The following is a 23,164-nucleotide window of genomic DNA, read 5'->3' as shown; positions in this document are numbered from 1 at the left end:
TGGAGTACAAGCACTCATGGCGCACAAAGCGCCATAATCTCTCAATTAAGTTCAGATGGGGAGAGTAGGAGGGTAAGTACAACAGCTCAATCCCCAAAAAGCCAGCTACATCCTTGACAAAGCGACACTTTTGATAGCGGGCATTATCCAGGACGAGGGTGATCGGAATGTCCAAATCTAGCTCAGACAAATGCACCAACAATTCGCACACTGTTTCGGCATTGATATAGGTCTCATTGGTGACGCTCACCACTTCTTTAGTGACGGCATTAATCGCTCCCAAGACATTGAAGCGCTTGCGACCCGAAGGGGAGCGCATAAATATGCGGGTAAAACACCAGATGAATCCTAAATAGGCTCGATGGACAAAGTGAGCGGCATCAACAAAGAAAACGGCTTTCTTTCCTGCTTTGGCCTCTTCTAGTAATGGTTCCAGCTTTTGCTGACGGAAGTTTTCTTGCTCTTCAATCTTGTCGGGGTCTGACCCTTTGCCAGGGACAAAGCCCACCTTTCGACAGCCCATGCCGATACGGTAGAGAAAAGCCCTAATTTGTGTGGGATTGCGCTTGATTCCCGTGAGTTCTTCGATTTTGGCCTGGGCTTCAGCCACCTTTCGCGGCGGATGCTCCTGGAAGTAGACCTCAATAGTTTTGACCTGCTCATTGAGCTGACTGGGCTTCCCTTTGTAGTTCAATTGCTTCAGTTGCTCTATTCCTCCTTGCTGATACTGTCGAACATAGCTAACTAAGGTCGTTTTACTAATTTGGCATAAGCGACGAATCTCTTGATGGGATAGCCTCCGACTTTTCAGGTAGAGCACTTCCATCTTCTTTTGTACTCGGGGATGGGGATGATGATAGCGTTCGTAATTTAGCTGTTGAATTTCTTCTTCGCTGAACTCAATCTGGATCATATCTCGCCACTCTTCTTCAGTTGAATACTGCCGCATTATCCCACCTCAGCCCATCTCAAAAAAGTCCACTATTCACCCGCTCGGAGTATAGCTGACTATTTTGAGGACGTGGACAATGGCGATAACTTAACCTATAAGCTTGATGCAACCGTTTCTACTTTTCAAACTAGCACTGGTGAGAACAAATTTTTCGACGTTTTCTCCATTGATAGTAGCAAAACCCTTACTCTAGGCTACGCTAACGGTATCACTGGAACTGCTACAGTCAAGGTTAAAGTTACCGATAATGCCAATGAGTCAGTGAAAACTAGTTTTGATATTTCCATTGCCGATCCAAATGAAGAGACAACAAGTGCAGACACTCTTACCACTGCTGACGATACGGTTACGACTGATAAAAACACGTCTGTAACGATTTTAGCTACCGAACTACTTAGTAACGATACGGGAAATGACCTGAGTATTGTTGGAGTGGATAATGCAGTCAACGGCACGGCAGTTGTTGATGATTCAGGGAACGTTAATTTTACTCCTAATGCCAACTTTAATGGAAATGCCAGCTTTGACTACACCGTTACAGACGGCACAAATAACGGCACGGCATCTGTAAATGTTGTGGTTAATGCTGCTGATTCTGCTCCTGTTCTTACTAGTCCCATTCCTAATATTACAGTTGCCACAAATGCCTCTAATAGCGTTATTGCGATCGCTGACTACTTTTCAGATTTTGAAGATGGGGATAATTTAGCTTACTCTTTTGGTATATCCTCTTCAATTCAAGGTGGTACAAGCAACAAATTCTTCGATCATTTTTCGTTTGATCCCGCGACTAAATCGTTAATCTTAGACTACGCTGATGGGGTTGTTGGAACTTCTACTATCAGAGTTATAGCCACTGACAGTAATAATCAATCTGTTGAGACAGATTTTGTCGTTTCCGTTGTGGATTCAGTTGGTGAAATATCAAATGAAGCAACCCTTACTGCGGTTGATGATTCAATTTCCACAAGCGAAGATACACCCGTAACCGTGTTGGCAAGCGAACTATTTGGTAACGATATCGGTGGCAATTTAAGTATTAGCAGTGTAGATAGTCCGTTTGGTGGAACTGCAATCTTAGATGAATCGGGCAATGTTAAATTTACCCCTGCTGCTGATTTTTATGGGAATGCTAGCTTCGAGTATACCATTAGCGACGGTAGCTCTACTGCTACTGGTTTAGTGTCAGTTGATATTGCTGCCGTTGATGATGCCCCTGCTCTTACCAAAACTATTCCCAATCTTGTTCTAACTCAAAATGCTCCTAATAGCCTTGTTCAGCTTGCCGATTATTTTGAAGATGCAGAAAGTGGTGACAATTTAGCTTATTCTCTTGGTGCTTCTTCTTCTATCCAAAGTAGCTCTAGCGGTAGATTCTTTGATGGTTTAACCCTTGCTCAAGACAAGGCTTTGACTCTAAACTATGCTGATGGTGTAATTGGCAAATCGACTATTATCATCAAAGTCGCTGATAGCAATAATCAATCTCTTGAGACGAACTTTACTGTTTCGGTGATAGATGTTGATGTTCAAGGAGATATTTTACTTGGCGGCAACGGCAATGACTATCTTGTCGGAAAACAGGGGAATGATACTTTAAATAGTGGGTCAGGAAACGACTATCTAGCAGGTGGTGCAGGTTCCGATCGTTTTGTCCTCAATAGTTCCAACCAAGGAGTAGATACTATTGCTGACTTTGCAGTTGAAGATGATGCTTTGGTACTGTCTGCTAATGGTTTTGGTGGAAATCTTACGGTAGGTATGGTTAGTAGTGAAATGTTTACAGTCGGTACTGCTGCTACAAGTAGCGAGCATCGCTTTATTTATGATGCTGGTAGTGGCGATCTTGCTTATGACAGTGATGGAACAGGAGACGATGAGCAGGTTAAAATCGCTAACCTCACTAACGTTCCTACCTTAGCTCATAGCAATCTAATAGTTGAACGGTAGTCCCTACAAAACAGTGGAGGTCGAGAATTGACCTCTCTAGCATCAGATAAAATAGGAGATTATTCTCAGACTAGCGATCGCTGACTTATTGATGACAATTAAAGCTTACGATCCCTCACTCATTCATCGACTGTTCCCTCGCTACTGCCCTTGTCAAAACTGTTCCTATTACTTGGACTTAGATAATTACATTACTCTTGATGGGACATATTCCGTCAAAAATGATAGTCGAAAACGACAAAGACTTTACTGTCATGGAGGAGAACATCGCTTTTCCGAGACTGCATATTCCAATTTATTTGGACATCATGGCAGTTTTCAAGAATATGTTCAAACGGCCAAAATGTCTGGCTATGGTTTAAGTACAGAACAAATTGCCGATGTTTTAGAACGAGACGAGCGAACCATCTGCTCATGGCAAAAAGCTTTAAGTTATAAATGCAAAAGCTTTCATTTGGCTTTGTGTTCCTTAATCGGGCTAACTTTGATATCCATTCAAATGGATGAAATCTGGTCTTATTTAAAGAAAAAGAAACGTCAGTTGTGGTTATTTATTACGTTAGAATCAAAGACTAAATTCTGGGTTAACTTCGAGTTAGGCTCTCGCACCTCTCATACTGCTCATCGTCTTCTTAAAAATCTAGTTTACCTAATGCCTTGGGGGTTTGAGCATTTCCTTTTAGTCACAACAGATAAACTGGCAGCTTATGAGAAGGCGATCTCCAGCCATTTCCAGAAAGTTCGCTACGCCTATCTTCAAATTGTCAAACAACGCCGAAAAAAGAGGCTCGTAACGGTTAAACAAAGGATCGTCAAAGGTCAAGAGAGTGATTTCGGCAACAAGACCAAGAATACTTCTTACATCGAAAGATTTAATCTAACTTTGAGACAAAAAATCTCTTATCTACAGCGCAAAACCCTCGGCTACTGTAAACATCAGAAGAACTTTCAGCAGATCTTATGGATTAATTTATTTGATTATAACTATCGTCAATCTCATAAAAGTCTACGTCAAGACTTAACTGGTGAGTCTGAGAAATTCAAACGTCGCTATCAACATTTTACTCCAGGGATGAAAATGGGTCTGACTACAACTCAGTTAGAATGGCGGGATTTGATTCTTGCACCCATCCCTGAAAATGCCCATAAATTCTCGACCTCCACTGTTTTGTAGGGACTACCCAAACTTCTGCAAGTACGATGCTATATGTATCGCCGTTGTTGTCTTTCCGATTCCGCCTTTTAGTCCTATTAAACAGACATCCATTTTTTTGATTCTACTAGTTTATACCGCATCAATCTAACTCACAATTCTATTTTTGTATAATCCTAAAAATTTACATTTATACCTTTTTATAATTATAAAATTCTACAGCTTTAGATTTTTAATAATAAAAACAGAAAAAGTCTCTCATCCTAATCTCACCGATCAATCCTCCGTGAGCAGGAAGGAGGGGCAACACAATATAACGACACCTAAACTAAGCTCACAATCACTGTTGCCCCTACTTCTTGCGAACAAACTACGTAGCCCATCTCTCTCTACTCCAAGGCGATCAGATCACCTTGAACACCAAAAAAAAGCAGGTTGTATATATATACAACCTACCTAAAAAAGAGCAAGCAAACTTTACTCAAGTTCGCAATAGCTCAAAATCATGAACTTATCGGCGTAGGAACGAATCTCAATGTAGGAATACCAAGCACCTTCGCCAGTATACCCGTGGGCTACAACTTGCGGCTCACAAGGAGAAATCCCCTCGGGCAGACTTTCAACGATAGCAAAAGAACTTACGCTCTGTCCCCAAACTAGCTCAGAAGGTGAAGAAGCCTGAAAGGTCAAAGTTCGCGTAAAAGCGTGAAGCCGAGATATTTCGATAGCCATAGTTTGTTAATTGAACTCAACAGGTTCCAGTCAAACAGGGGCTACCGCGAAGGCAAGGGCAAGGAGGACACGACGCAGCTCCGTACTACCCTTGCCGAGCGTATGGGGGTCTGGGGGTTTCCCCCAGATATAAACGCGAAGCTCGAGCTTGCCCCTGTTAAACTGGAAAAACCTGTGTGATAACCCCACCGATTCACCCTGACTTTTCACGGCATCTTTGGAAAAGAGTATAAGTTAGGTAACAATGTTCGCTAACCTTTGCTGAATCTTGATGCTTCCTCTACCAAATCCTCCAACCCCATTGAAAGTGTACTCATCCCTCGCTCCAATGCTTCAATTCGGCCACGACGAGATAGAGCTTCAACCGCGTTCAAATAATCTTTACTTCCAGCTTTGCCTAAATATCGATGACGAGATGGAGTCCCATTTTTGGTGACAAAAATCGGTTCATGGGACATCCATTTGTAATACCAATAACGACCCCCCTTTTGTCCTTTGGCTTGGTAACGGACAATCCAACAACCAGACGGAGCAATTTCTCCTTCAGAGCGGATGTCTTCAATATCTTGTTGGAGTTGTTTGAGAAGATGTTTAAGTTCATCTAGACGACTGGCTACATCCTTCTGTTGACGGGCATTGGGCATAGTTAAGACCAGAAAAAGTCCTAATTCATTATGTAATAAAGTTCGCTAACCAAATCCTTATCCTACTCCCGCACCTCGTAGCAATCAACTCCCTCCTAAACTTTAAAATGGGAGCGTAATTGCCATCCTTCACACAAAGATTGCAATTCTAAAAATCCGCGCCATAAAACGGTAATACCAATATTACTTTTCTTTCGATGACTCAAGTAACCGCCCAAACGAGCTACAGCTTGCATCGCCCAGGCTACCGTCAAATCTACTACGGGGACTGATTTTCTTCCTTTGGCAGCTAAAACCTCAAGTTGTACCTCATTTAAAACCGAAGATGCCGGTGCTTCTGGTTCGGTTCGATTTAAATAAGTCATTTTTAACAATTGTGCCGCAATATTTGTTAAAAATCCTAATAATACCTGCATACTATTTCCAGATAGACGATAGCTTTCCGCCTTACATCCTGACTTGAGAATTTTATGATATTCTTCAATTCGCCAACGGTAAGTGTACCACCGTAAAATGGTTTGTGCCTGTTCCTCATTTGTAACGGGTTCTGTAGTCAAGATCATCCATTCTACGCGTTCACAGCCCTCTGGGGGGTCAATTTCTACGGCATAAACCCCATAAACTTCAAAAGATTCTGGTTCTTTAATTCTGGCGGGACTACGAAGTTTAATAGGTGCATATCTAATTGCCAAAACTGCGATTCGCTCTGTCCTCTGTTTGGTTTTGGCTAGTTCTATCGCTACTTCCATCTTGATCGGTTGGGATGGTAGCCATGACCATAGATAACTGTTTTCTCCCTCAAGTGCTCGATTATGTGCTGCTCTTACTACTAACCCTGTATTTGAGGTTTTACTGACTTGAGCAAAGACTTCCGCAATGTCCCCTTCTCGGTCAAATACATGGATAATTTTGGGCCTTGTAGGCTCTGGAACGGAGATTTTTAAGAGTTTTTCGACTTCTTTGAGAGCTTCTATCCATTTATAAGATTCTTTCTCTTCAATTGGGCGTTTTCTGGCTTCTGCTTGTTTTTTCTTCCTCTGTTTCTTCGTTAGATTTTCCCCTTTTTCTTCATGCTCTCGATGCCACAGTTTTTCTGTTAGTAATCCTATTGGTTGTCCATTGTCGGCATCAAGGGCTAAGGTGCTATGTAGAATTAGTCCATTTCCCCCATTGCCAATCGGTCCATATTCGGCTCTTTTGTCGAGGATTTTTTTGTAATCGAGATAGGTTGTATCTCCCACTGCTAATACGATGGGGAGTGCTTTAATCTGAGCTGCTGTTTGAAGATGATAGGGTTGGCACACACTGCTTAAGCTAGTTTTCGGATTGGCAAAGAATTCATAAGCTCTTTTCAGGTCACTTGCTCTCTCAAAAATCTCTGAGAGTGGCTTGCCATATTTTAACGATAATCTTGATTCGATGAACATCGCCCTTTTGGTTAAACGTTGATCTCCAAAGTCGCATTTTTCCGTTATTGAATTTTTGGTCTGATTCATTCATAACTTACAATCGGCTCAATTATTTTGCTCTATCGAGAGCGCAGATTTCTCTAAATGAGTAATTGTTAGCGAATATTGTTACACAACTTATATTTCCTCCAAAAGATGCCGTGAAAAGTCAGATTCTCCCCATTCAATCCAATCAGCATCTGCTAAAATTTGGATCTCTTTGGCAATACGTCTTACGTCTTCGGTTTTATCGGAGTTGTTGTCTAAAATAGTATTCATCACAAAAGACGTTCGCACTTTCTTAGAGCGCGATCGCGGGTAAGTTTATAAAACAAAAAGCGACGAACAATTTAATGTTCGTCGCCATATTTATTTGTTCATATGTTTATTGTAACATATTTGTATTACTTTTACCGTCGCTTTGGGTTTAAAGCCTCTTTCTTCTAGGAAGACTTCTTTTAGTTATTAGTTATTAGTTATTAGTTATTAGTTATTAGCTAAAGACTAAAGACTAAAGACTAATAGCTAATGGCTTAGAGCTTAGAACTAGAATTGATTTTGTTTGAAATCATCGATTGCCCTGTGAAAGATATCGCTGAAAGATTCGTTAAGTTCGTCTTTCATCATCTCGGCGATTGTGCTGTAGTCTTCAGGTGAAAACTCTGAGATATCGATATTTTGCGAAGAAAAGTCTTCCTGAGATAGCCACAGCAAGGCAATCTCAGGATAGTCAATGATGTTTTTGTTAGTCATTGTCAAAAATGTGATCGCTCTTTATTAGAGTGCGATCGCGGGTAAGTTTGTAAAACAAATGGCGTGTACAAATTAATTTGTACACGCCATATTTATTTGTCTTATCTTATTGCAACATATTTGTAGCACAAATAACATTGATAAGGTTAAAGTGTTCGAGGTCGGAAGTAGTTACGGCAGCAGTCGCTGCAGCTATATCTATCCACGAAGACTCGTTTTTGTAAATTTCGTGACGAATTTCTTGCTCACGGCATTTGGCAGCAAATAATTCATCGAGGTTTTGTTGTACCTCTGGACTTAAAAATTGAGGATCAAGCTCTAAGTCAAATTTTTTGTTTAAACTTTGAACGAACTCTCGTTGAATCCATTCAAGCCAGTCCTCGCGCATTTTTAATCGTACCAGTTCATCGTATACATCTTCATCTAAGATAGATGATGTTTTGATGTATTCTAAATTATCTATTAGATAATCTAAACTCCGACTTTTAAAGCCTTCCTCGCCTATTAATAGACGAACATCAATACCTACTGTAGGTATTGAATAATCACCGAATATCATGTACAAACCTTTTAGGTTGTAGGTATCCCAAATGCAATACAAGTTTGCTTTTTGGATTAGTATATGAGATACGGGATCAACAACTAGTATGAGTTGTAGATTTTCTGCGAAGTTATTACGTTCAGCAGGATAGAGGCAATGTCTAAATACCTCTTTCTCTTCCCCTAAGGGGGAAGCTTCTCCTTCGCAATTTTTGCCGTTATAAGCAAAAATTGTGCCTAAATGACTATATTTTTGGGCGATTGTTTCAAATGTTTCAAAATTCATCACAAAATGCGATCGCTCTTTATTGGAGCGCGATCGCGGGTAAGTTTATAAAACAAATGGCATATACAAATTAATTTGTACATGCCATATTTATTTGTTCTATATCAATTGTAGCATACTTGTGTCGTATAAGCAACTAGTCTTTGTTGCCAATTTTTCGTTGTTCTAGATTTTTCTGCGTTGAAGAAGCCACTTTGTAGTATAATGTTTATTACAAATGCGATCGCACTTTATTGGAGCGCGATCGCGGGTAAGTTTGTAAAAAGGAATGGCGTGGACATTAAATTGTTCACGCCATTCCTTTGTTCTTATACTCCGAGCGGGTGAATAGTGGACTTTTTTGAGATGGGCTGAGGTGGGATAATGCGGCAGTATTCAACTGAAGAAGAGTGGCGAGATATGATCCAGATTGAGTTCAGCGAAGAAGAAATTCAACAGCTAAATTACGAACGCTATCATCATCCCCATCCCCGAGTACAAAAGAAGATGGAAGTGCTCTACCTGAAAAGTCGGAGGCTATCCCATCAAGAGATTCGTCGCTTATGCCAAATTAGTAAAACGACCTTAGTTAGCTATGTTCGACAGTATCAGCAAGGAGGAATAGAGCAACTGAAGCAATTGAACTACAAAGGGAAGCCCAGTCAGCTCAATGAGCAGGTCAAAACTATTGAGGTCTACTTCCAGGAGCATCCGCCGCGAAAGGTGGCTGAAGCCCAGGCCAAAATCGAAGAACTCACGGGAATCAAGCGCAATCCCACACAAATTAGGGCTTTTCTCTACCGTATCGGCATGGGCTGTCGAAAGGTGGGCTTTGTCCCTGGCAAAGGGTCAGACCCCGACAAGATTGAAGAGCAAGAAAACTTCCGTCAGCAAAAGCTGGAACCATTACTAGAAGAGGCCAAAGCAGGAAAGAAAGCCGTTTTCTTTGTTGATGCCGCTCACTTTGTCCATCGAGCCTATTTAGGATTCATCTGGTGTTTTACCCGCATATTTATGCGCTCCCCTTCGGGTCGCAAGCGCTTCAATGTCTTGGGAGCGATTAATGCCGTCACTAAAGAAGTGGTGAGCGTCACCAATGAGACCTATATCAATGCCGAAACAGTGTGCGAATTGTTGGTGCATTTGTCTGAGCTAGATTTGGACATTCCGATCACCCTCGTCCTGGATAATGCCCGCTATCAAAAGTGTCGCTTTGTCAAGGATGTAGCTGGCTTTTTGGGGATTGAGCTGTTGTACTTACCCTCCTACTCTCCCCATCTGAACTTAATTGAGAGATTATGGCGCTTTGTGCGCCATGAGTGCTTGTACTCCAAGTACTACCTGACTTTTCACGGCATCTTTTGAAGGGTATATAAGTTGTGTAACAATATTCGCTAACAATTTTATCCATTTCGAGAAATCTGCCCTCTCGATAGAGCAAAATAATTGAGCAGATTTTGAGTGGTGAATGAATCAGACCAAAAATTTAATAACCGAAAAATGTGACTTTGGAGATCAGCGTTTAACCAAAAGGGCTATGTTCATCGAATCGAGATTATCGTTAAAATATGGCAAACCACTCTCCGCGATTTTTGAGAGAGCAAGTGACCTGAAAAGAGCTTATGAATTCTTTGCCAATCCGAAAACTAGCCTAAACAGTGTGTGCCAACCCTATCATCTTCAAACAGCAGAGCAGATTAAAGAACTCTCAATCGTATTAGCAGTAGGAGATACAACCTATCTCGATTACAAGAAAATCCGCGAAAAAAGAGCCGAATATGGACCCATTGGCAATGGTGGGAATGGACTAATTTTACATAGCACCTTAGCTGTAAATGGGGAGAATGGACAACCCATAGGATTATTAACAGAAAAACTGTGGCATCGAAATCATGAAGAAAGTAAGAGTTTAACTCAGAAACAGAAGCAGAAAAAGCAAGCGGAAGCAAGAAGACGTCCGATTGAACAAAAAGAATCTTATAAATGGATAGAAGCTCTCCAATCCGTCCAGAAACTCTTAGAAAAATCCGAACCAGAGAGTATTAGCACCAAAGTAATTCATGTATTTGACCGAGAAGGAGATATCGCGGAAGTCTTTGAACAAGTCAGTCAAACCGCAAATACAGGGTTAGTGGTAAGAGCAGCACATAATAGGGCATTATCAGAGTCAAACAGTTATTTATGGTCATGGCTCCCATCTCAATCTATCAAGATGGAAGTAGCAGTAGAATTAGCCAAAACCCCAAATCGAAAAGAGCGAACCGCTACTCTGGCAATTAGATATGCACCCATCAAACTTCGCAGTCCTGCCAGAATGAAAGAACCAGAATATTTTGAAGTTTATGGGGTTTATGCCGTAGAAATTGACCCCCCAGAAGGCTGTGAACCCGTAGAATGGATGATCTTGACCTCCGAACCCGTTACCAATGGGGAACAAGCACAAACCATTTTACGATGGTATACTTACCGTTGGCGAATTGAAGAATATCATAAAATTCTCAAGTCAGGGTGTAAAGCGGAAAGCTATCGTCTATCTGGAGATAGTATGCAAGTTTTACTGGGATTTTTAACGAATATCGCTGCACAATTGTTAAAAATGACCTATGTTCATCGAACCAAACCAGATGCACCTGCATCTTCAATTTTAAATCAGGTACAAATTGAGGTTTTAGCTGCCAAATTTGGAAAATCAGTCACCGCAGTAGATTTAACGGTAGCTTGGGCGATACAAGCTGTAGCTCGTTTGGGCGGTTACTTGAGTCATCGCCGAAAGAGTAATATTGGCATCACGGTGTTATGGCGTGGCTTTTTAGAGCTGCAATCTTTATGTGAAGGATGGCAATTACGCTCCCCTGGTTGAAGTTTAGAAGCGAGTTGATTGTAACTTTGGAGAGGACTAGAATGAGAATATAGTTGGCGAGTCTTTGTTACACAACTATATCCGATTATTTCTGAGCTGAACTATGGCTAATGCCCGTCAACAGAAGGATCTAGCCACTCGTCTAGATGAACTTAAACATCTTATTAAACAACTCCAACAAGATATTCAAGACATAAGGGACGAAGGTGAAATTGCTCCGTCTGGTTGTTGGATTGTGCGCTACCAAGCTAAAGGAAAAAAGGGTGGTCGTTATTGGTATTACAAATGGATGTCCCATGAGCCGATTTTTGTCACCAAAAATGGCAATCCTTCTCGTCATCAATATTTAGGTATAGTCATTCTAAATAATTTCCGTATGATTTAACGATGTCATCCAAGGAAGTACCAGGAGCGGAATAAATACGTCTTTTTTTGAGGATGCCCTAAAGGATTAGCTTCGCGTCGCAAAGTCTTGTTCGATACGATTAAAATCAGGTGAATAGGGTGGTAAAAACAAAACTTTGTGACCCGCTTGTTCGGCAATGCGAAACACATCATCCTTGCGATGAAATGCCGCATTATCAAGAATTAGAGTGGAGTTTGGTTTCAATTCGGGAATTAGATGCTCTTCGAGCCATTGATTAAACCATAAAGCACCATTTACTTCCTTTAAAAAGAACTGGTGCTAACAACTCTTTGCCTCTTTTGCCAGCTATCAGACTTGTTCTTGTTCCTCTTTTACCATTGCGATTGGCGAAGCCACTGCCCTTCGGGCAATCGCCGTAAGTTTTTTGTCCTCGTTTTGACCAGCCATAAGGACGATAGACATATTCTTCAAAGCCTGATTCATCCAAGTAAACTAAATTGCTTGATCCGTCAAGAATGACAATTTTACGTAAATTTCTCAGAAAGCTGATTCGCTCACTATGCTTACGTTCAGTGTATTTCAGCGTTTTTTTTACGAGTTAACTTCATTTGCTTCTGGGCATACCCAATAGCACTCGTATGCACTCCAAAATATTGCGCCCTTTCTCTTAACAAAGCATCTGGATTTTCTTGAATATGTTGGGCAATTGCTAGAGAGTCTAGTTTTCGCTTTCTTCCAAGTTGTGGTGCTGGAGTCAAATTCTTTCTTCGACACCAATCATTCACACACCATAGACTTACCTCATATCTTCTTGATGCTTCGGCTTTGGAGCCTCCAGCCGCTACAAAGTCCACTACCCGCTTTCGCAAATCTACACTATAAGTCATCTAACCTGATTGATTTCTCATCTAGCTTATATTATTTCATATGTTTCCTATTTAGAATGACTATAAAGCTGGAAGTCAAGCTTATTTGAAAGCGGTTGAAGCTCTATCACGTCGTGGTCGAATTGAAGCTTTGGAGCGAGGGATGAGTACACTTTCAATGGGTTTGTCAGATTTGGTTGAGGAAACCTCAAGATTGAACAAAAGTTAGCGAACATTATTACCTAGTTTTTTTTCGACCCAAGATACCGTGAAAAGTCAGCAAGTACTACGAAGATTTTGCTTCTTTCAAAAGCGCCATTGCCGACTGCATTGAGAACGCCAACACAGAACATCAGGAGAAATTGGAGAGCCTACTGAGTTGGAATTTTCAGTCCTTCAAAAAAGTCCAGATCTCAACCGTCTAGAGTATAACTGGCGATTCGGCAATTTGAGCAAGTAGCCTAGTTTTTAATTCGCTTTCAAGTTGGGCAAAGGTATTTCTAATGGTTGTTCTGCCCGCAGCGCTAGGATTGCTATTGTTCCAAGCTCGACCAACAAATTTTTCAAGAAATTCTAGTTCATAGTCAAAAGCATAAAAGCTATTGCTGCTTAAATTTGATACGTTGACACCTGCCCAGCGTATCAAAATAGGACGCATCAACTCACTCGCGGCAGAAATGTCACCCGAATTTACGCCAGCAGCAAATGATTCAACTAAGGCAACCAACTCTGAATCTTTTGCCATTGCAATCCGCAAATCTGGTAAATTACCATAACCTCTCAAATTTGGAAGAGTAAAAATTTGTTCGGTAAAAGTAATCTCTGAATTAAATGTAGAATAAGGATCGTAATAAGAATTTTGTTGATCGATATCAAATAAAACATTGGCTACTTGATGCTGTGTACCATCTGCAAATTCAAAACTAGCTATTTCATTAATTAGATTGCCATTGTTGCTAATACTAACAGCGTTACCTGTCGCGTCAATTTTGACAATATCATAATCTTCTAAAGTGAACAGTTCTTGAGGACTGGAATAACCATTTTGATCTAAGTCTCGCCAAATCTGCAATTGTGCAAAGTTAGCATCGTCAGCAGTAATTTGACCATCATTATTACTGTCTAACTCTTTGAGTTCGTCAAAACCACTCGTATTTTGATTTCCAAACAGTTCTGAAATATCGTTAATATGGCCGTCATTGTTACGGTCTAGTACCAAAAAACCATCTTGGGGTTTAACCCAGCCAGTTGCTTCGCGAAAACCATCACCATCAATATCAAACCGAACAGTTAGATCGTTGGTAGATGTTAACTCCACACCGTTTCCATCTAAATCTAAAATTAGAGGGTCGTAATATTGTCGCTGGATTTGATTTTCTGCTTGTTCAAATTGAGCTTCAATCTCTTCAGCATAAACTGGCTGATCTACAGAACTAATCAGTTTATCTAGAGCATTTTTTAATCTGTTCTTTAGCTGCTTTGAAGCAGAATCTCCTAATTTTTCTAATCGGTCAATTTCTCGATCTATTTTATCTCCTAGCTGTTCGAGAGCGCGTTTACCATCCTTTGCTAAATCAATTACGTCACTAATTAAATATTCCGCAGCAGGTGCAAAACCTTTTAATTCCCTTTTTTCATAATCTGTAAAAAATTCCTGAAACTGCTTGCTTATTTCTTTATCGGGATCATAATAATTATTTCTAAAAACTGCACCTAAAAAGTTGGAGTTATAGTCTTCTTTTTGATGAGCGCTAGGAAAGTTTTTTGTTCCTTGTTGTACTTCGATTGCTGCTCCCAACGGTTCTCCAAAACCAAAAGGTATGTCCGCAGATTCGAGAAAATGGCGCATATCGATAACCCTACCTGGATTATGAACGTCTCGAAGATACCGATGACCTTTAGGTCCTAATCCCTGTTCTGATATCTCAATATCAGAAACTTTGGCGGGCTTGGCAGGTCCACCGCTAAATTGAAGCTCTTTCAGGGTTTTTCCTTTAGAATATTGTATGAAAGAATCAACAGTTGTTGATTCACTAAGATGCTTTTTTCTCTCTGCTTCATTTACTTCACCAAAACGATCGCGATAAGGAAAATTCATAATTATATCTTTAATAAAATAATAAAATTTGCTGAAATAATTACACAAAGCCAATCCTTTCAGGACTATCAGAAAAGACTTTAATTACTTTTTCCGTTTTGCTATCAAACGCCAGCATATGCCATTCGTAGCATTGTTCTTTTCCTGAATCTTCAACAATACAACTATTAAGATCGGCACATAGCAACCAAAATTCCCATTGGCTCTTTTGCTCTGGGAACAATAAGCTTGTTGGGTAAACTATGCTTTCTATCTCGTCCTGCTTAAGAATTAATAAAACTTCTTCCTTGCTCATTCCAAGCTGTATCTTATTAAGATTTTTTCTAATAGCCTCGCACTCGGCTTTACTAAAATCGGGCTTCAAAAAAGCATAAAGAGCCAAAGAACCAAAAAGAAAAGGAAGCAATACGAATGATGCAATTAAAACTTTTAGCTTATTCATTTTCATATTTATTAGCTTTTGGCAATATTTTTCAACTGTTTCCCAGAAAATAGTTTTAATTTAATCTTTAGGCTTTAGTTTGTAAGTAATAACAACTAAATATTATTACTTACAAACTACATAAATATATTAGCTTTCCTAAAAAAACATACTCGTATAAAGATTTGGACAAAATTTGGCAGTGTTGCGAAAATAAAGGATAAAGGTAAAAGTCAAGATAAACCCTGGATTATCCTAAATTTTAGACAGCGATCCCAAAAATGGAATGAACAAATTTGATTTGACCTAAAATGTCGTCTCGTTCCACATTTGAGATTTGGCCTTTGCGGATCATGTTCATAGTTTCATATCCAGAAATAGTTCGACTGGCACTATCAAATTCCCGAAAATGCTGGCTAGCAATGACTCGCCGTTTGATATATCGATGATCCTGCTCAATGATGTTGTTCAAGTATTTGACGGCTCGATGTTCCACAGAATCAGGAAGAATACCCGATTCCTTCAAATCCTTGATAGCTTTGGGATAAGCCTTATCCTTATCGGTATTAATGACTCTAATCTTTCTGGTGTCTGAGTGTCCAAAGGCTTTAAGGAAGAAAGTTGTCACTGCGGGAGCATCGCGATTCTCTGTCAGCAGGAAATCAATAGTATTGCCGTTACTGTCGATGGTCCGATACAAATACTTCCACTCACCCTTGACCTTGATATATGTTTCATCCACTCGCCACGAATCATTGGTTGACCCCAGGTGCTTACGACAACGTTGATTCAACTCAGGAGAATAAGCAATTACCCAACGGTAAATGGTAGTGTGAGCAACCTGTAATCCTCGCTCGCGCATCATTTCTTCAAGGTTTCGATAACTCAATGGGTATCGAAGATACCATCTCACGCACAACAGAATAAAATCTGCTTGAAAGTGTTGCCATTTAAATGGTTGTTGAGAATTCATTCATGTTGAGCTTGAGACAGCAGTTCAATACTACTACATTAATATTTTATTTTTTTGCAACACTACCTAGGTGTGACGGATAGTTATAGTAAACCGTCACCAACTATAAATTTACCCATCACAGTAGGAGAAGTCACAAAAATAGATCTAAAGAGTATTGAGATGTTCAAGTGTATTTTTGAGCCATAGTTTTGGAGCGTTTATAAACGGCAGATTTTTTTCGAGCAGTCAAACGTTCGGTGGCAAGCTTGAGAAGACGCTTTTTGGAGGTGGGACTATTCAAAGAGAGAATCAGGGCAGACTCCATGAGTGTGTCCCAACTAGTATCGGGATGTTCATAAAGTATTTGATCAATCTCCTTACGAAGAGCAATCTCCAAAGTGAGAAGTTTAGGCTTGGAAGTTTCAACAACAAGATGAGTTTCATGATGAGCTATGGATGGAGAAGGGGATTTTGGAGAAGTAGCTTCTGGGGTCAGAGAATCATCTTGATGGAGATTGGGGTCAGTAAAACCATCATTGGTACGGGGCTTAACCTTATGGGGAGTTTGTTTATCTAACTGTTGATAAATGTCGTTCATCTTTAAGGGTCTCTAGTTTGGTAACAAGTTGTTCAAAGGGAAAAGCTAAATCAGGTTTTCCTAAATCAGCCAAAGTGGAGTTAGTAGAGATAGCTTTTTTGGGGATAGTAGATTCTCTAAAAGAAGGAAGAATAAAACTAGAGTCAACCAACTTAGACATTTGTTCAATGGCAGCGGCACTTTCAATAGAGCGATTAAGACCGAACCATTTATCACGGAAGGGCAAAATGGCTAAGAGTTGAGTATGAACGACACCAGAAGCAACAATTTCATTGACAGCAGAAAGAGTCCGATTCAAGGATAAGACACCTTTGACTTCGGGTTCGGCGGGAATCACAAAATAGTCAGAAGAACCAATTCCAGTCATACATAATTGAGACTTTTGGGGAGGAGTATCGACTAAACAAAAATCGAAATCCAAGTGGGTTTGAGAAAGTTTATTTAATTGGTTACGCAGACGGATGATACCCATACCAGAGGCAGCCAAAAAGTCATTAGCGACTTCTAGTCCATCATCGGCGGGAATAATAAACAAATTATCCAAGTTAGGAACAGGATAAATAGATTCGATAGTAGTCTCGCCTTTGAGAAATTCAAAGATACTAGCTTCGTCTGGATTAACGATGACTCTCAAGAAAGTGGAAATATTATGCTGTGGATCTAAATCGAGAACCAAAGTTTTAAAACCTTGAAGAGCAAGTAAGCGAGATAAGAAATAGACAAGGGTTGATTTGCCTTGACCGCCACTCAAGCTAACAGAAGTTAAAGTCTTCATCGCTTAGTTTAATGAATAAAACAACATGATTATAAGTTAGATTTTCAAAAAAACAAGAGTAATATAGTTTGTATGGATATTTGTTAAATAATTTAATAGTTTATATGTACTTTAATTTGTTAATGTAATTAACCTGTATGTTGTATAAAATTAAACAATAAAGTTTTATAGTTTATATAAACTATAAAACATACAAATTATTGTTTATATGTACTTTAATTTATAAACACAATTGACTTATATGTTGTATAAAATTAAATAATAAAGTTTTATAGTGTTTTATAGTTATATAAGGCTGATAGTCAAGAAAAGTTAGAGAGAAATGACAGATTCAATGGGAGGAAAAGACTTATCTTTCTTATTGTGAGTAGAAGAGAGTTGATGTTTTTGGTGATGAGCGTCGATTTCAGATTTACGAGCGTTATAGACAGCATAGACAGGATGCTGACCACAACCAGCCAGACGTTTTAAGCCAGCAACACTAATAGACCATTTTTCGCCATGAGGACGATCAAGAGTATCGTTAAAAGCCATAATCGCATCGATATATTGATTAACTTTCTGGCGAACTTGCATCGAATGTGACTTGCGCGGGGAAACTTCAGATTGTGGTTTAGGTGGAGTTTTTTGAGTCTTCTGTGTAGGTTTACTTGATTGAACCAATGTACTCTTAGAAAGAGGAGAAGAGTTAGCTGGTTGCGGAGGAACCTTAGGTGGAGAGATGGAAGAAAGACTATGGTCAAAAACATGAACAAGTTCGCCAATAGCATGAGTCAAATGATCCAAAGACTGTTGTTGCTGACTCATTTGGTTTAATTGCTGATCCATCTTCTCAAAAAGGATTTGAGTATGAGAAACCTTTGACTCTGATTCAGTAACAGGTTCCCTGTCTTCCGTGGCGAAAACAGGCTCCTGATTCTCTTCCATATCAGTAGTAGCTTCGGAAGCGGAAACAGAGGAAGAAGACTCTTCAAAACTATCTAATCGTTCGAGCAGAGCTTCAGGAGAAAGATTGAGGCGATCAGCATTATCAATCAGAGATTGAGCAAGATTCAGAACGTAATGATTGGCATTAGCTCGGGTTTGGAGACCAAACCGCTCTTGAATGTGAGCCAGGGCAGAGCGATCGCGTTGTGTGACAGTAATTTTGACGATTCGACCGAGATTTTTGGAAGAAGAAGTCTTTTGAGGTTGAGGAGCAAAAGCCTTGAGAATTTCAACTCCATCTTCATCGAGACGAATACCCAAACGACCGTCAACATTACCATGACCGTCGCTAATTTTATAATCCCAGTAATGACGGGAAGAAGCCATGTCAGTTTGTTTAGTTGGATTCTTCTCGTCGAGAATCTTAAAATGTCCTTGGATGTAGGCTCGAAACTCCAAATCGCTAACAGAGGTCGGACAAAACCAATGAGTAGCAATAGTAGCGTAGACAGCACGAAACAAATGAGAGTAAAGATTATTCTTACCATCTCTGGTAGGAACTAAATCACGAAAGTGGCGATCGCAAGTCCGAGCAACAATTGGTTCATACTTATCATTGATTTGGCGATTGGTCAGATCTTGAGTGTCCAAAAGAGAACGCAAGCGAGAAATAGCATCAAGAACGAAAGGAGCTTCAACCAGAGTAGGAATTTCAAATTCTAAAGGAACAGACTCGTGACGACGTTTAGCAGCCCCAACAAACATGACGGAAAATTGAGAAACCAGTTCAAAGGATGCAGTTTGAAGAACTTCGCTAACCCGACGACCAGTGATGACAGCCAAGCCAGCAGCAATATCAGACCAAGTATGGCTCTGGAGTAAATCCAAAGCGGTTTGGGTGATCTCATCAGGATGAGCCAAGAATTGAGTAGAACGATGATGAGTATGAGAAGCAGCTTGAGAATTAATCGCAATCCACTCATCTGAAGATAAGCCGACAACACTTAAAACAGGATGTTGGGGGTCAAAAACCTTAATTGCATTTCTGACATCAGTAATACGATTCTTTTGTTGAGAGGGAGAAGTAAGACCACGCTCAACAAACTTATCTTTGATCAGAGCATCAAACAGTTTAGCTTTTGACCGATCGCGAGCACTATTGGTAAGAGGAATTAACTGAGGAAGAAATTCATCTAAAAGCTGTTTGAGCCATTGAGTACGGGCGCATTTGATAGCATCCTGAAATTGTGGAGAAGAGGTATCGAACATGAGAAAAAAACTGGAAAAGGGAATACATCAATATCAATGTCAAACACAATCATCAATATCAATACTTCAATATTGCGGTATAGATTATTAAAAGTCAAGAAAGTGATATTGATGATGATGAGAGGAATTGAATTTTCAAGCTATAAAGCTCTTTATGACCTAGGGCGAACGCATCTTAATTGTGAGAACAAAGGAGTTAGATAGTACACAAATACCAATCAACAAAACGATAGTGAGCCTGCTGAAAATGTATGAGTCGGAGCAAGTGGAGCGTACGATTGCGCTCCGCCCTAAACAAAGGCTTAAGCCGCATGTACTTGCTGAGTCTAACGACTTGCTCCGCAACCGCGTCGCGCAGTGGCAAAGCCAATCGCTTTATTCAAGGTGAGAAAGAGAGAACAACAGATAGAGAATCCATCAGGCTACTTTGTCCAAGCGTTAAAGGGCAACTGGGCGGGGAAGAAGATGGCGGTAGCTAATTCTTCTACTGAGGAAAATAAGGTAGATACATAAGGGATATTCTGTCATTGGTATGACCTGGCGAGAGAGCTAGGGTATTGTTCGGGTCAGGCAATCAAAGAGAGGGAGCAATGGGTTTGTTTGTCTGGAAGTTGGGAGAGATGGTCAGAAGCAGTCAAGCGGGGTTATTCACTAGAGTATTTAAAGAAGATAATCAAGAGGAATCAAGGAAAATGAGATGTTGAAAATCAGTTGAGAGAGTGTGTATAATGGCGTGTCTGAAATTCAAGTAGTGGCTGAATGAGAAGAGAGACATCTTCAGTAAGATTCCACTTTCTAGCCAAAGGCTCAACATTAATTGAAGATGGAGGAGATATCAAAACGTTTTTCAGAGAAATCTTAACTTCGGTAACTATTGCCATAAGTTCGAGCTTCCTGCGCTCGGGAACACAATTAAATCTCATTAAACGATCAATTAAATAGCCAGCTTTTTGAAGTTCTTCATCATTTAGACCATGAAGGTTGGGGGTGAAGCCTTCATGCCAAATTCCTAAAGCAATGGGTTTCAACTCTTCTACTGAAATATCAGATAGAGGAGAATGAACAATTTTCCGAAATTGTTGATTCAAACTCATTGTGCTGATTCTCGAAGAAATTCTACAGTTAAATCTATGTTAAATTGTAGCTTATCAATGGCGACACAGTAGTATTTCTTCGCTTCGGATGCGATATCGAGAAAATCTTGTTCGTCAAATAGACCTTGTTGATAAAGGCGTTGAATATCTTGGCGATCGACTGATTCAAATCGACCGAGTTTGGAAACGGCTAAATCCACAGCAGAAACGAGATAAATAAAGATGAGTCGGGATTTAGTGATGTGTATTAAAGTTGCTCTTTCATCATAAGCAGGATCGACAGGAGCAAAGGATAAATCGAAACCGCCATCCCAATCTAAGCTACGAGGAAAACCATTCTCATCATCAAAATCAACAGATTGAATGGCTTGTTTAAGAGTACTGAGTTGGAGTTGGGGAATGGATAATAGTTCAGCATCTACATCATTGCTGGTTCTAGCTTGGGTGTGAAGATGCATGGCACAACCACCAAAGAGATAAACAGCAACAGCACGTTCGGGAAGCTCAGAATACTTGTGAGTTAGCCAAGAATCAAGATTTTCAAACATTTCAAAAATAGCTTTGGAGAAAGCAGTCTGAGTATATGGCATTTGTATTTTCTCTCTTTATCTATTTATTTCATTATCATTATCATTAACTCATATCTATATTAAGGTTGATGATATACAAAAAAGAAGTTTTAGTCTCAAGATAGAGGTTATAGAATAAAGCGATTGCGCCCTTGCGCAGTGGCTTCGCCAATCGCTTTGATGGAGTTAAATCTCGTAACCGAGAGATTCAATAGCCTCGTTAATGCGGTCGCATTCTTGGAAGAAACTAAGAGTGTTCAGCTCAGAATCAGTAATAGCGATCAACCCAGCAAGTTCATCAATACCGCAAGACCAAAGGTTATCGTTAGCGTCAAACTCTTGAGGATAGCCAAGAAGAGCAACGACTTGAGAGTAAATGGAAAACATATCTTCAATAGTAGAGAGCATAAGAAAAAACCTTAAAAGTGGATAACCGCTTGGGAGGATAGCGGTAATACTTAGGGCGAACGCATCTAAATCTGGAGAAAAAAGGAGTTACGATGAAATTATTAAAATCAACTTATCAGATAAGTTGAAACAAGCCAAAATAACCTTGATATAAAAGAAACAAAGGTATATAAAGCAAATTTTGGCAGCTCAAAATTCTGTTTGATTCTCGTTACTCAGAGAACAAACATTTCCAAGAAAGAGTGAGAGCTGATTGTAGGTTATTGAAGACCTAAAACTTTAGCCAGATATTGATTATCCCAAGCAGCTTTGAGTCGTTTATTAGCTACACCAACCTTGGCGGTCTTCTCGCTTGATAAAAGATTCAAAGATATCTTTCTCAATTGAGCTAGATTCTCAGGAGCATGGTCGGAGTGAACGGGACAATCATCTTCTTTAAATGCCACATCCAAAATCCAATGAACATTATTTTCCACTTCCCAATGCTTGCGTACAGCATTAGCTAGTACTTGAGCATTACTTCTAAAACTGTTGAGATAATAACGTTTATTAGTGGTTGTTTCGCCGTCGATTTTTCTGACAGATTCCACTAAGCCAATACTTTGAAGCCCCGCCCATTTCGACTCATCAAAGAACAATCTCCTCACTGCCATCGTCCAATGACGACGTATTTCCGTTCTACCATGACCCTTATTAATAGTGCGATGGAAATCATGTTCTACTTCCGACCAATCAATCTCTTCTGCTTGGTCAAATAGATTAACTACCTGTTGGAAAAGATTCGGCTGATTTTCTTTCAATGCTAGACAATAATCAGCACCGTTATCTTGAATTAACTGAGCTATCTTCGTCTGAGTCCCGATCGCATCTATGGTTACTAAACACCCAGATAGTTCCAAAACTTTGATTAATTCTGGGATTGCTGTAATCTCATTTGATTTGTTCTTGACCTTGACTTGACCCAAAACTAATCTTTGCTCTGTTGCCCAAGCATTTACGATATGAATCGCTTTTTTTCCTTTGCTCTTGGAGCCAGAATGTTTAGCCGTTTTGCCATCAATGCTAATTATCTCCCCAGGAATTAGTTCCGATATTGTTTTTACCCAGTCTCGAAAACATTGTTCAAATTCTTTTGGGTCTATCCTGGCAAACACCCTAGAAATGGTGTCATGAGATGGTATGCCATTAGGTAGTTCTAAGAACTGCTGTAACCATTCTTGTTTGGCGTTCCCGTACTGTTCCATAGCTACCCAATTATCGGCACCGCACAGCATTCCACAGATCGCAATGGCTATAATATCTATGAGTTTATGATCTTTGGTTCTGTCTATTCTAGGGTCGGTCAAATTGCTAAAATGATCTAACAGAGTAACCTTCGGCTTCAGCTTCATTTTCTCTCAGTTATGCCTTAGTTTTGCTACCAAATTAATCTATCATTTTCACTCAATTTAAGATGCGTTCGCCCTACACTTTCCCTCAATTCTTTTAGTGATCTAAAGCTTCATTTTTCCCCTAAAATA

General features: G+C 39.9%; 21 protein-coding genes and 3 pseudogenes. 7 read left to right on the top strand and 17 right to left on the bottom strand.

What is annotated here, in order from left to right; translation table 11 throughout:
- Positions 1-913: IS630 family transposase (locus PLEUR7319_RS33760; protein WP_237743495.1), on the bottom strand; the 913-nt coding region annotated here is incomplete at its 3' end.
- Between the two features lie 108 nt (positions 914-1,021).
- Here PLEUR7319_RS33760 and PLEUR7319_RS37660 point away from each other — a divergent pair.
- The gene (locus tag PLEUR7319_RS37660; protein WP_019503400.1) at positions 1,022-2,902 is read left to right on the top strand and encodes an Ig-like domain-containing protein; all 1,881 of its coding nucleotides are present in this window, start codon (positions 1,022-1,024) and stop codon (positions 2,900-2,902) included.
- A gap of 91 nt (positions 2,903-2,993) precedes the next feature.
- Entirely contained in the window at positions 2,994-4,076 is a 1,083-nt protein-coding gene (locus tag PLEUR7319_RS0101300; RefSeq protein WP_019503399.1) for an IS1 family transposase, read from the top strand.
- 962 nt (positions 4,077-5,038) lie between these two features.
- Here PLEUR7319_RS0101300 and PLEUR7319_RS0101285 read toward each other — a convergent pair.
- From PLEUR7319_RS0101285 to PLEUR7319_RS0101265, 5 genes are all read right to left on the bottom strand, one after another.
- Entirely contained in the window at positions 5,039-5,431 is a 393-nt protein-coding gene (locus tag PLEUR7319_RS0101285) for a hypothetical protein (protein WP_019503396.1), read from the bottom strand.
- A gap of 95 nt (positions 5,432-5,526) precedes the next feature.
- Positions 5,527-6,927 (bottom strand): IS4 family transposase, encoded by a 1,401-nt coding sequence (locus PLEUR7319_RS0101280; protein WP_019503395.1) that lies wholly within the window; start codon positions 6,925-6,927, stop codon positions 5,527-5,529.
- A gap of 90 nt (positions 6,928-7,017) precedes the next feature.
- Complete coding sequence (locus PLEUR7319_RS41160) at positions 7,018-7,158, bottom strand: hypothetical protein (RefSeq protein ID WP_019503394.1); 141 nt, start codon at positions 7,156-7,158, stop codon at positions 7,018-7,020.
- Positions 7,159-7,425: 267 nt separating this feature from the next.
- A complete protein-coding gene (locus PLEUR7319_RS0101270) occupies positions 7,426-7,632 on the bottom strand; it encodes a hypothetical protein (RefSeq protein ID WP_019503393.1) in 207 nt (68 codons plus the stop codon).
- Positions 7,633-7,738: 106 nt separating this feature from the next.
- The gene (locus PLEUR7319_RS0101265; protein WP_019503392.1) at positions 7,739-8,458 is read right to left on the bottom strand and encodes a hypothetical protein; all 720 of its coding nucleotides are present in this window, start codon (positions 8,456-8,458) and stop codon (positions 7,739-7,741) included.
- A 399-nt stretch (positions 8,459-8,857) separates the two neighbouring features.
- Between PLEUR7319_RS0101265 and PLEUR7319_RS33750 the strand changes: the two are divergent.
- The 3 genes and pseudogenes from PLEUR7319_RS33750 to PLEUR7319_RS33745 all read left to right on the top strand — a co-directional run.
- A pseudogene (locus tag PLEUR7319_RS33750) lies at positions 8,858-9,787 on the top strand (IS630 family transposase); the annotation flags it as partial.
- A gap of 118 nt (positions 9,788-9,905) precedes the next feature.
- A complete protein-coding gene (locus PLEUR7319_RS0101255; RefSeq protein ID WP_019503390.1) occupies positions 9,906-11,297 on the top strand; it encodes an IS4 family transposase in 1,392 nt (463 codons plus the stop codon).
- Between the two features lie 103 nt (positions 11,298-11,400).
- Positions 11,401-11,682, top strand: coding sequence for a hypothetical protein (locus PLEUR7319_RS33745; protein WP_019503389.1), 282 nt, complete (start codon positions 11,401-11,403; stop codon positions 11,680-11,682).
- Here the strand turns inward: PLEUR7319_RS33745 and PLEUR7319_RS43340 are convergent.
- A pseudogene (locus PLEUR7319_RS43340) lies at positions 11,654-12,551 on the bottom strand (IS630 family transposase). The gene PLEUR7319_RS33745 and the pseudogene PLEUR7319_RS43340 overlap by 29 nt on opposite strands.
- Before the next feature lie 257 nt (positions 12,552-12,808).
- Between PLEUR7319_RS43340 and PLEUR7319_RS42415 the strand changes: the two are divergent.
- Positions 12,809-12,955, top strand: a pseudogene (locus PLEUR7319_RS42415) (IS630 family transposase); the annotation flags it as partial.
- Here PLEUR7319_RS42415 and PLEUR7319_RS0101240 read toward each other — a convergent pair.
- The 6 genes from PLEUR7319_RS0101240 to PLEUR7319_RS0101215 all read right to left on the bottom strand — a co-directional run bounded on the left by PLEUR7319_RS0101240 (position 12,952) and on the right by PLEUR7319_RS0101215 (position 19,573).
- The gene (locus PLEUR7319_RS0101240; protein WP_019503385.1) at positions 12,952-14,628 is read right to left on the bottom strand and encodes a hypothetical protein; all 1,677 of its coding nucleotides are present in this window, start codon (positions 14,626-14,628) and stop codon (positions 12,952-12,954) included. The pseudogene PLEUR7319_RS42415 and the gene PLEUR7319_RS0101240 sit on opposite strands and share 4 nt — an antisense overlap.
- A gap of 40 nt (positions 14,629-14,668) precedes the next feature.
- The gene (locus PLEUR7319_RS0101235; protein WP_019503384.1) at positions 14,669-15,076 is read right to left on the bottom strand and encodes a hypothetical protein; all 408 of its coding nucleotides are present in this window, start codon (positions 15,074-15,076) and stop codon (positions 14,669-14,671) included.
- Positions 15,077-15,311: 235 nt separating this feature from the next.
- Entirely contained in the window at positions 15,312-16,022 is a 711-nt protein-coding gene (locus PLEUR7319_RS0101230; protein WP_019503383.1) for an IS6 family transposase, read from the bottom strand.
- 166 nt (positions 16,023-16,188) lie between these two features.
- Positions 16,189-16,602, bottom strand: a complete 414-nt coding sequence (locus tag PLEUR7319_RS0101225) for a hypothetical protein (protein WP_019503382.1) — start codon at positions 16,600-16,602, stop codon at positions 16,189-16,191.
- On the bottom strand, positions 16,574-17,377 hold the full coding sequence (locus tag PLEUR7319_RS0101220; RefSeq protein ID WP_019503381.1) for a ParA family protein: 804 nt from the start codon (positions 17,375-17,377) through the stop codon (positions 16,574-16,576). Before PLEUR7319_RS0101220 ends, PLEUR7319_RS0101225 begins: the two co-directional genes overlap by 29 nt.
- Positions 17,378-17,689: 312 nt before the next feature.
- Positions 17,690-19,573 (bottom strand): protelomerase family protein, encoded by a 1,884-nt coding sequence (locus PLEUR7319_RS0101215; protein WP_019503380.1) that lies wholly within the window; start codon positions 19,571-19,573, stop codon positions 17,690-17,692.
- A 357-nt stretch (positions 19,574-19,930) separates the two neighbouring features.
- Here PLEUR7319_RS0101215 and PLEUR7319_RS41155 point away from each other — a divergent pair, with 357 nt between their 5' ends.
- Positions 19,931-20,086 carry a hypothetical protein gene (locus PLEUR7319_RS41155; RefSeq protein WP_019503379.1) on the top strand — a complete coding sequence of 52 codons (156 nt, stop codon included), beginning with the start codon at positions 19,931-19,933 and terminating at the stop codon, positions 20,084-20,086.
- A gap of 194 nt (positions 20,087-20,280) precedes the next feature.
- Here PLEUR7319_RS41155 and PLEUR7319_RS0101205 read toward each other — a convergent pair whose 3' ends face one another.
- The 4 genes from PLEUR7319_RS0101205 to PLEUR7319_RS0101190 form a co-directional block, all read right to left on the bottom strand.
- Positions 20,281-20,667, bottom strand: a complete 387-nt coding sequence (locus PLEUR7319_RS0101205; RefSeq protein ID WP_019503377.1) for a hypothetical protein — start codon at positions 20,665-20,667, stop codon at positions 20,281-20,283.
- Positions 20,664-21,257: a DUF6036 family nucleotidyltransferase gene (locus PLEUR7319_RS0101200; RefSeq protein ID WP_019503376.1), complete on the bottom strand. Its 594-nt coding sequence runs from the start codon at positions 21,255-21,257 to the stop codon at positions 20,664-20,666. Before PLEUR7319_RS0101200 ends, PLEUR7319_RS0101205 begins: the two co-directional genes overlap by 4 nt.
- Before the next feature lie 165 nt (positions 21,258-21,422).
- Positions 21,423-21,644, bottom strand: coding sequence for a hypothetical protein (locus PLEUR7319_RS0101195; protein WP_019503375.1), 222 nt, complete (start codon positions 21,642-21,644; stop codon positions 21,423-21,425).
- A 260-nt stretch (positions 21,645-21,904) separates the two neighbouring features.
- Positions 21,905-23,035 (bottom strand): ISAs1 family transposase, encoded by a 1,131-nt coding sequence (locus PLEUR7319_RS0101190; protein ID WP_019503374.1) that lies wholly within the window; start codon positions 23,033-23,035, stop codon positions 21,905-21,907.
- Between the last annotated feature and the right edge of the window lie 129 nt (positions 23,036-23,164).

The sequence above is a fragment of the Pleurocapsa sp. PCC 7319 genome (assembly GCF_000332195.1).
Taxonomy (GTDB): domain Bacteria; phylum Cyanobacteriota; class Cyanobacteriia; order Cyanobacteriales; family Xenococcaceae; genus Waterburya.
The sequence above is the reverse complement of the archived record's forward strand: the minus strand, read 5'-3'. Positions and strand labels throughout refer to the sequence as shown.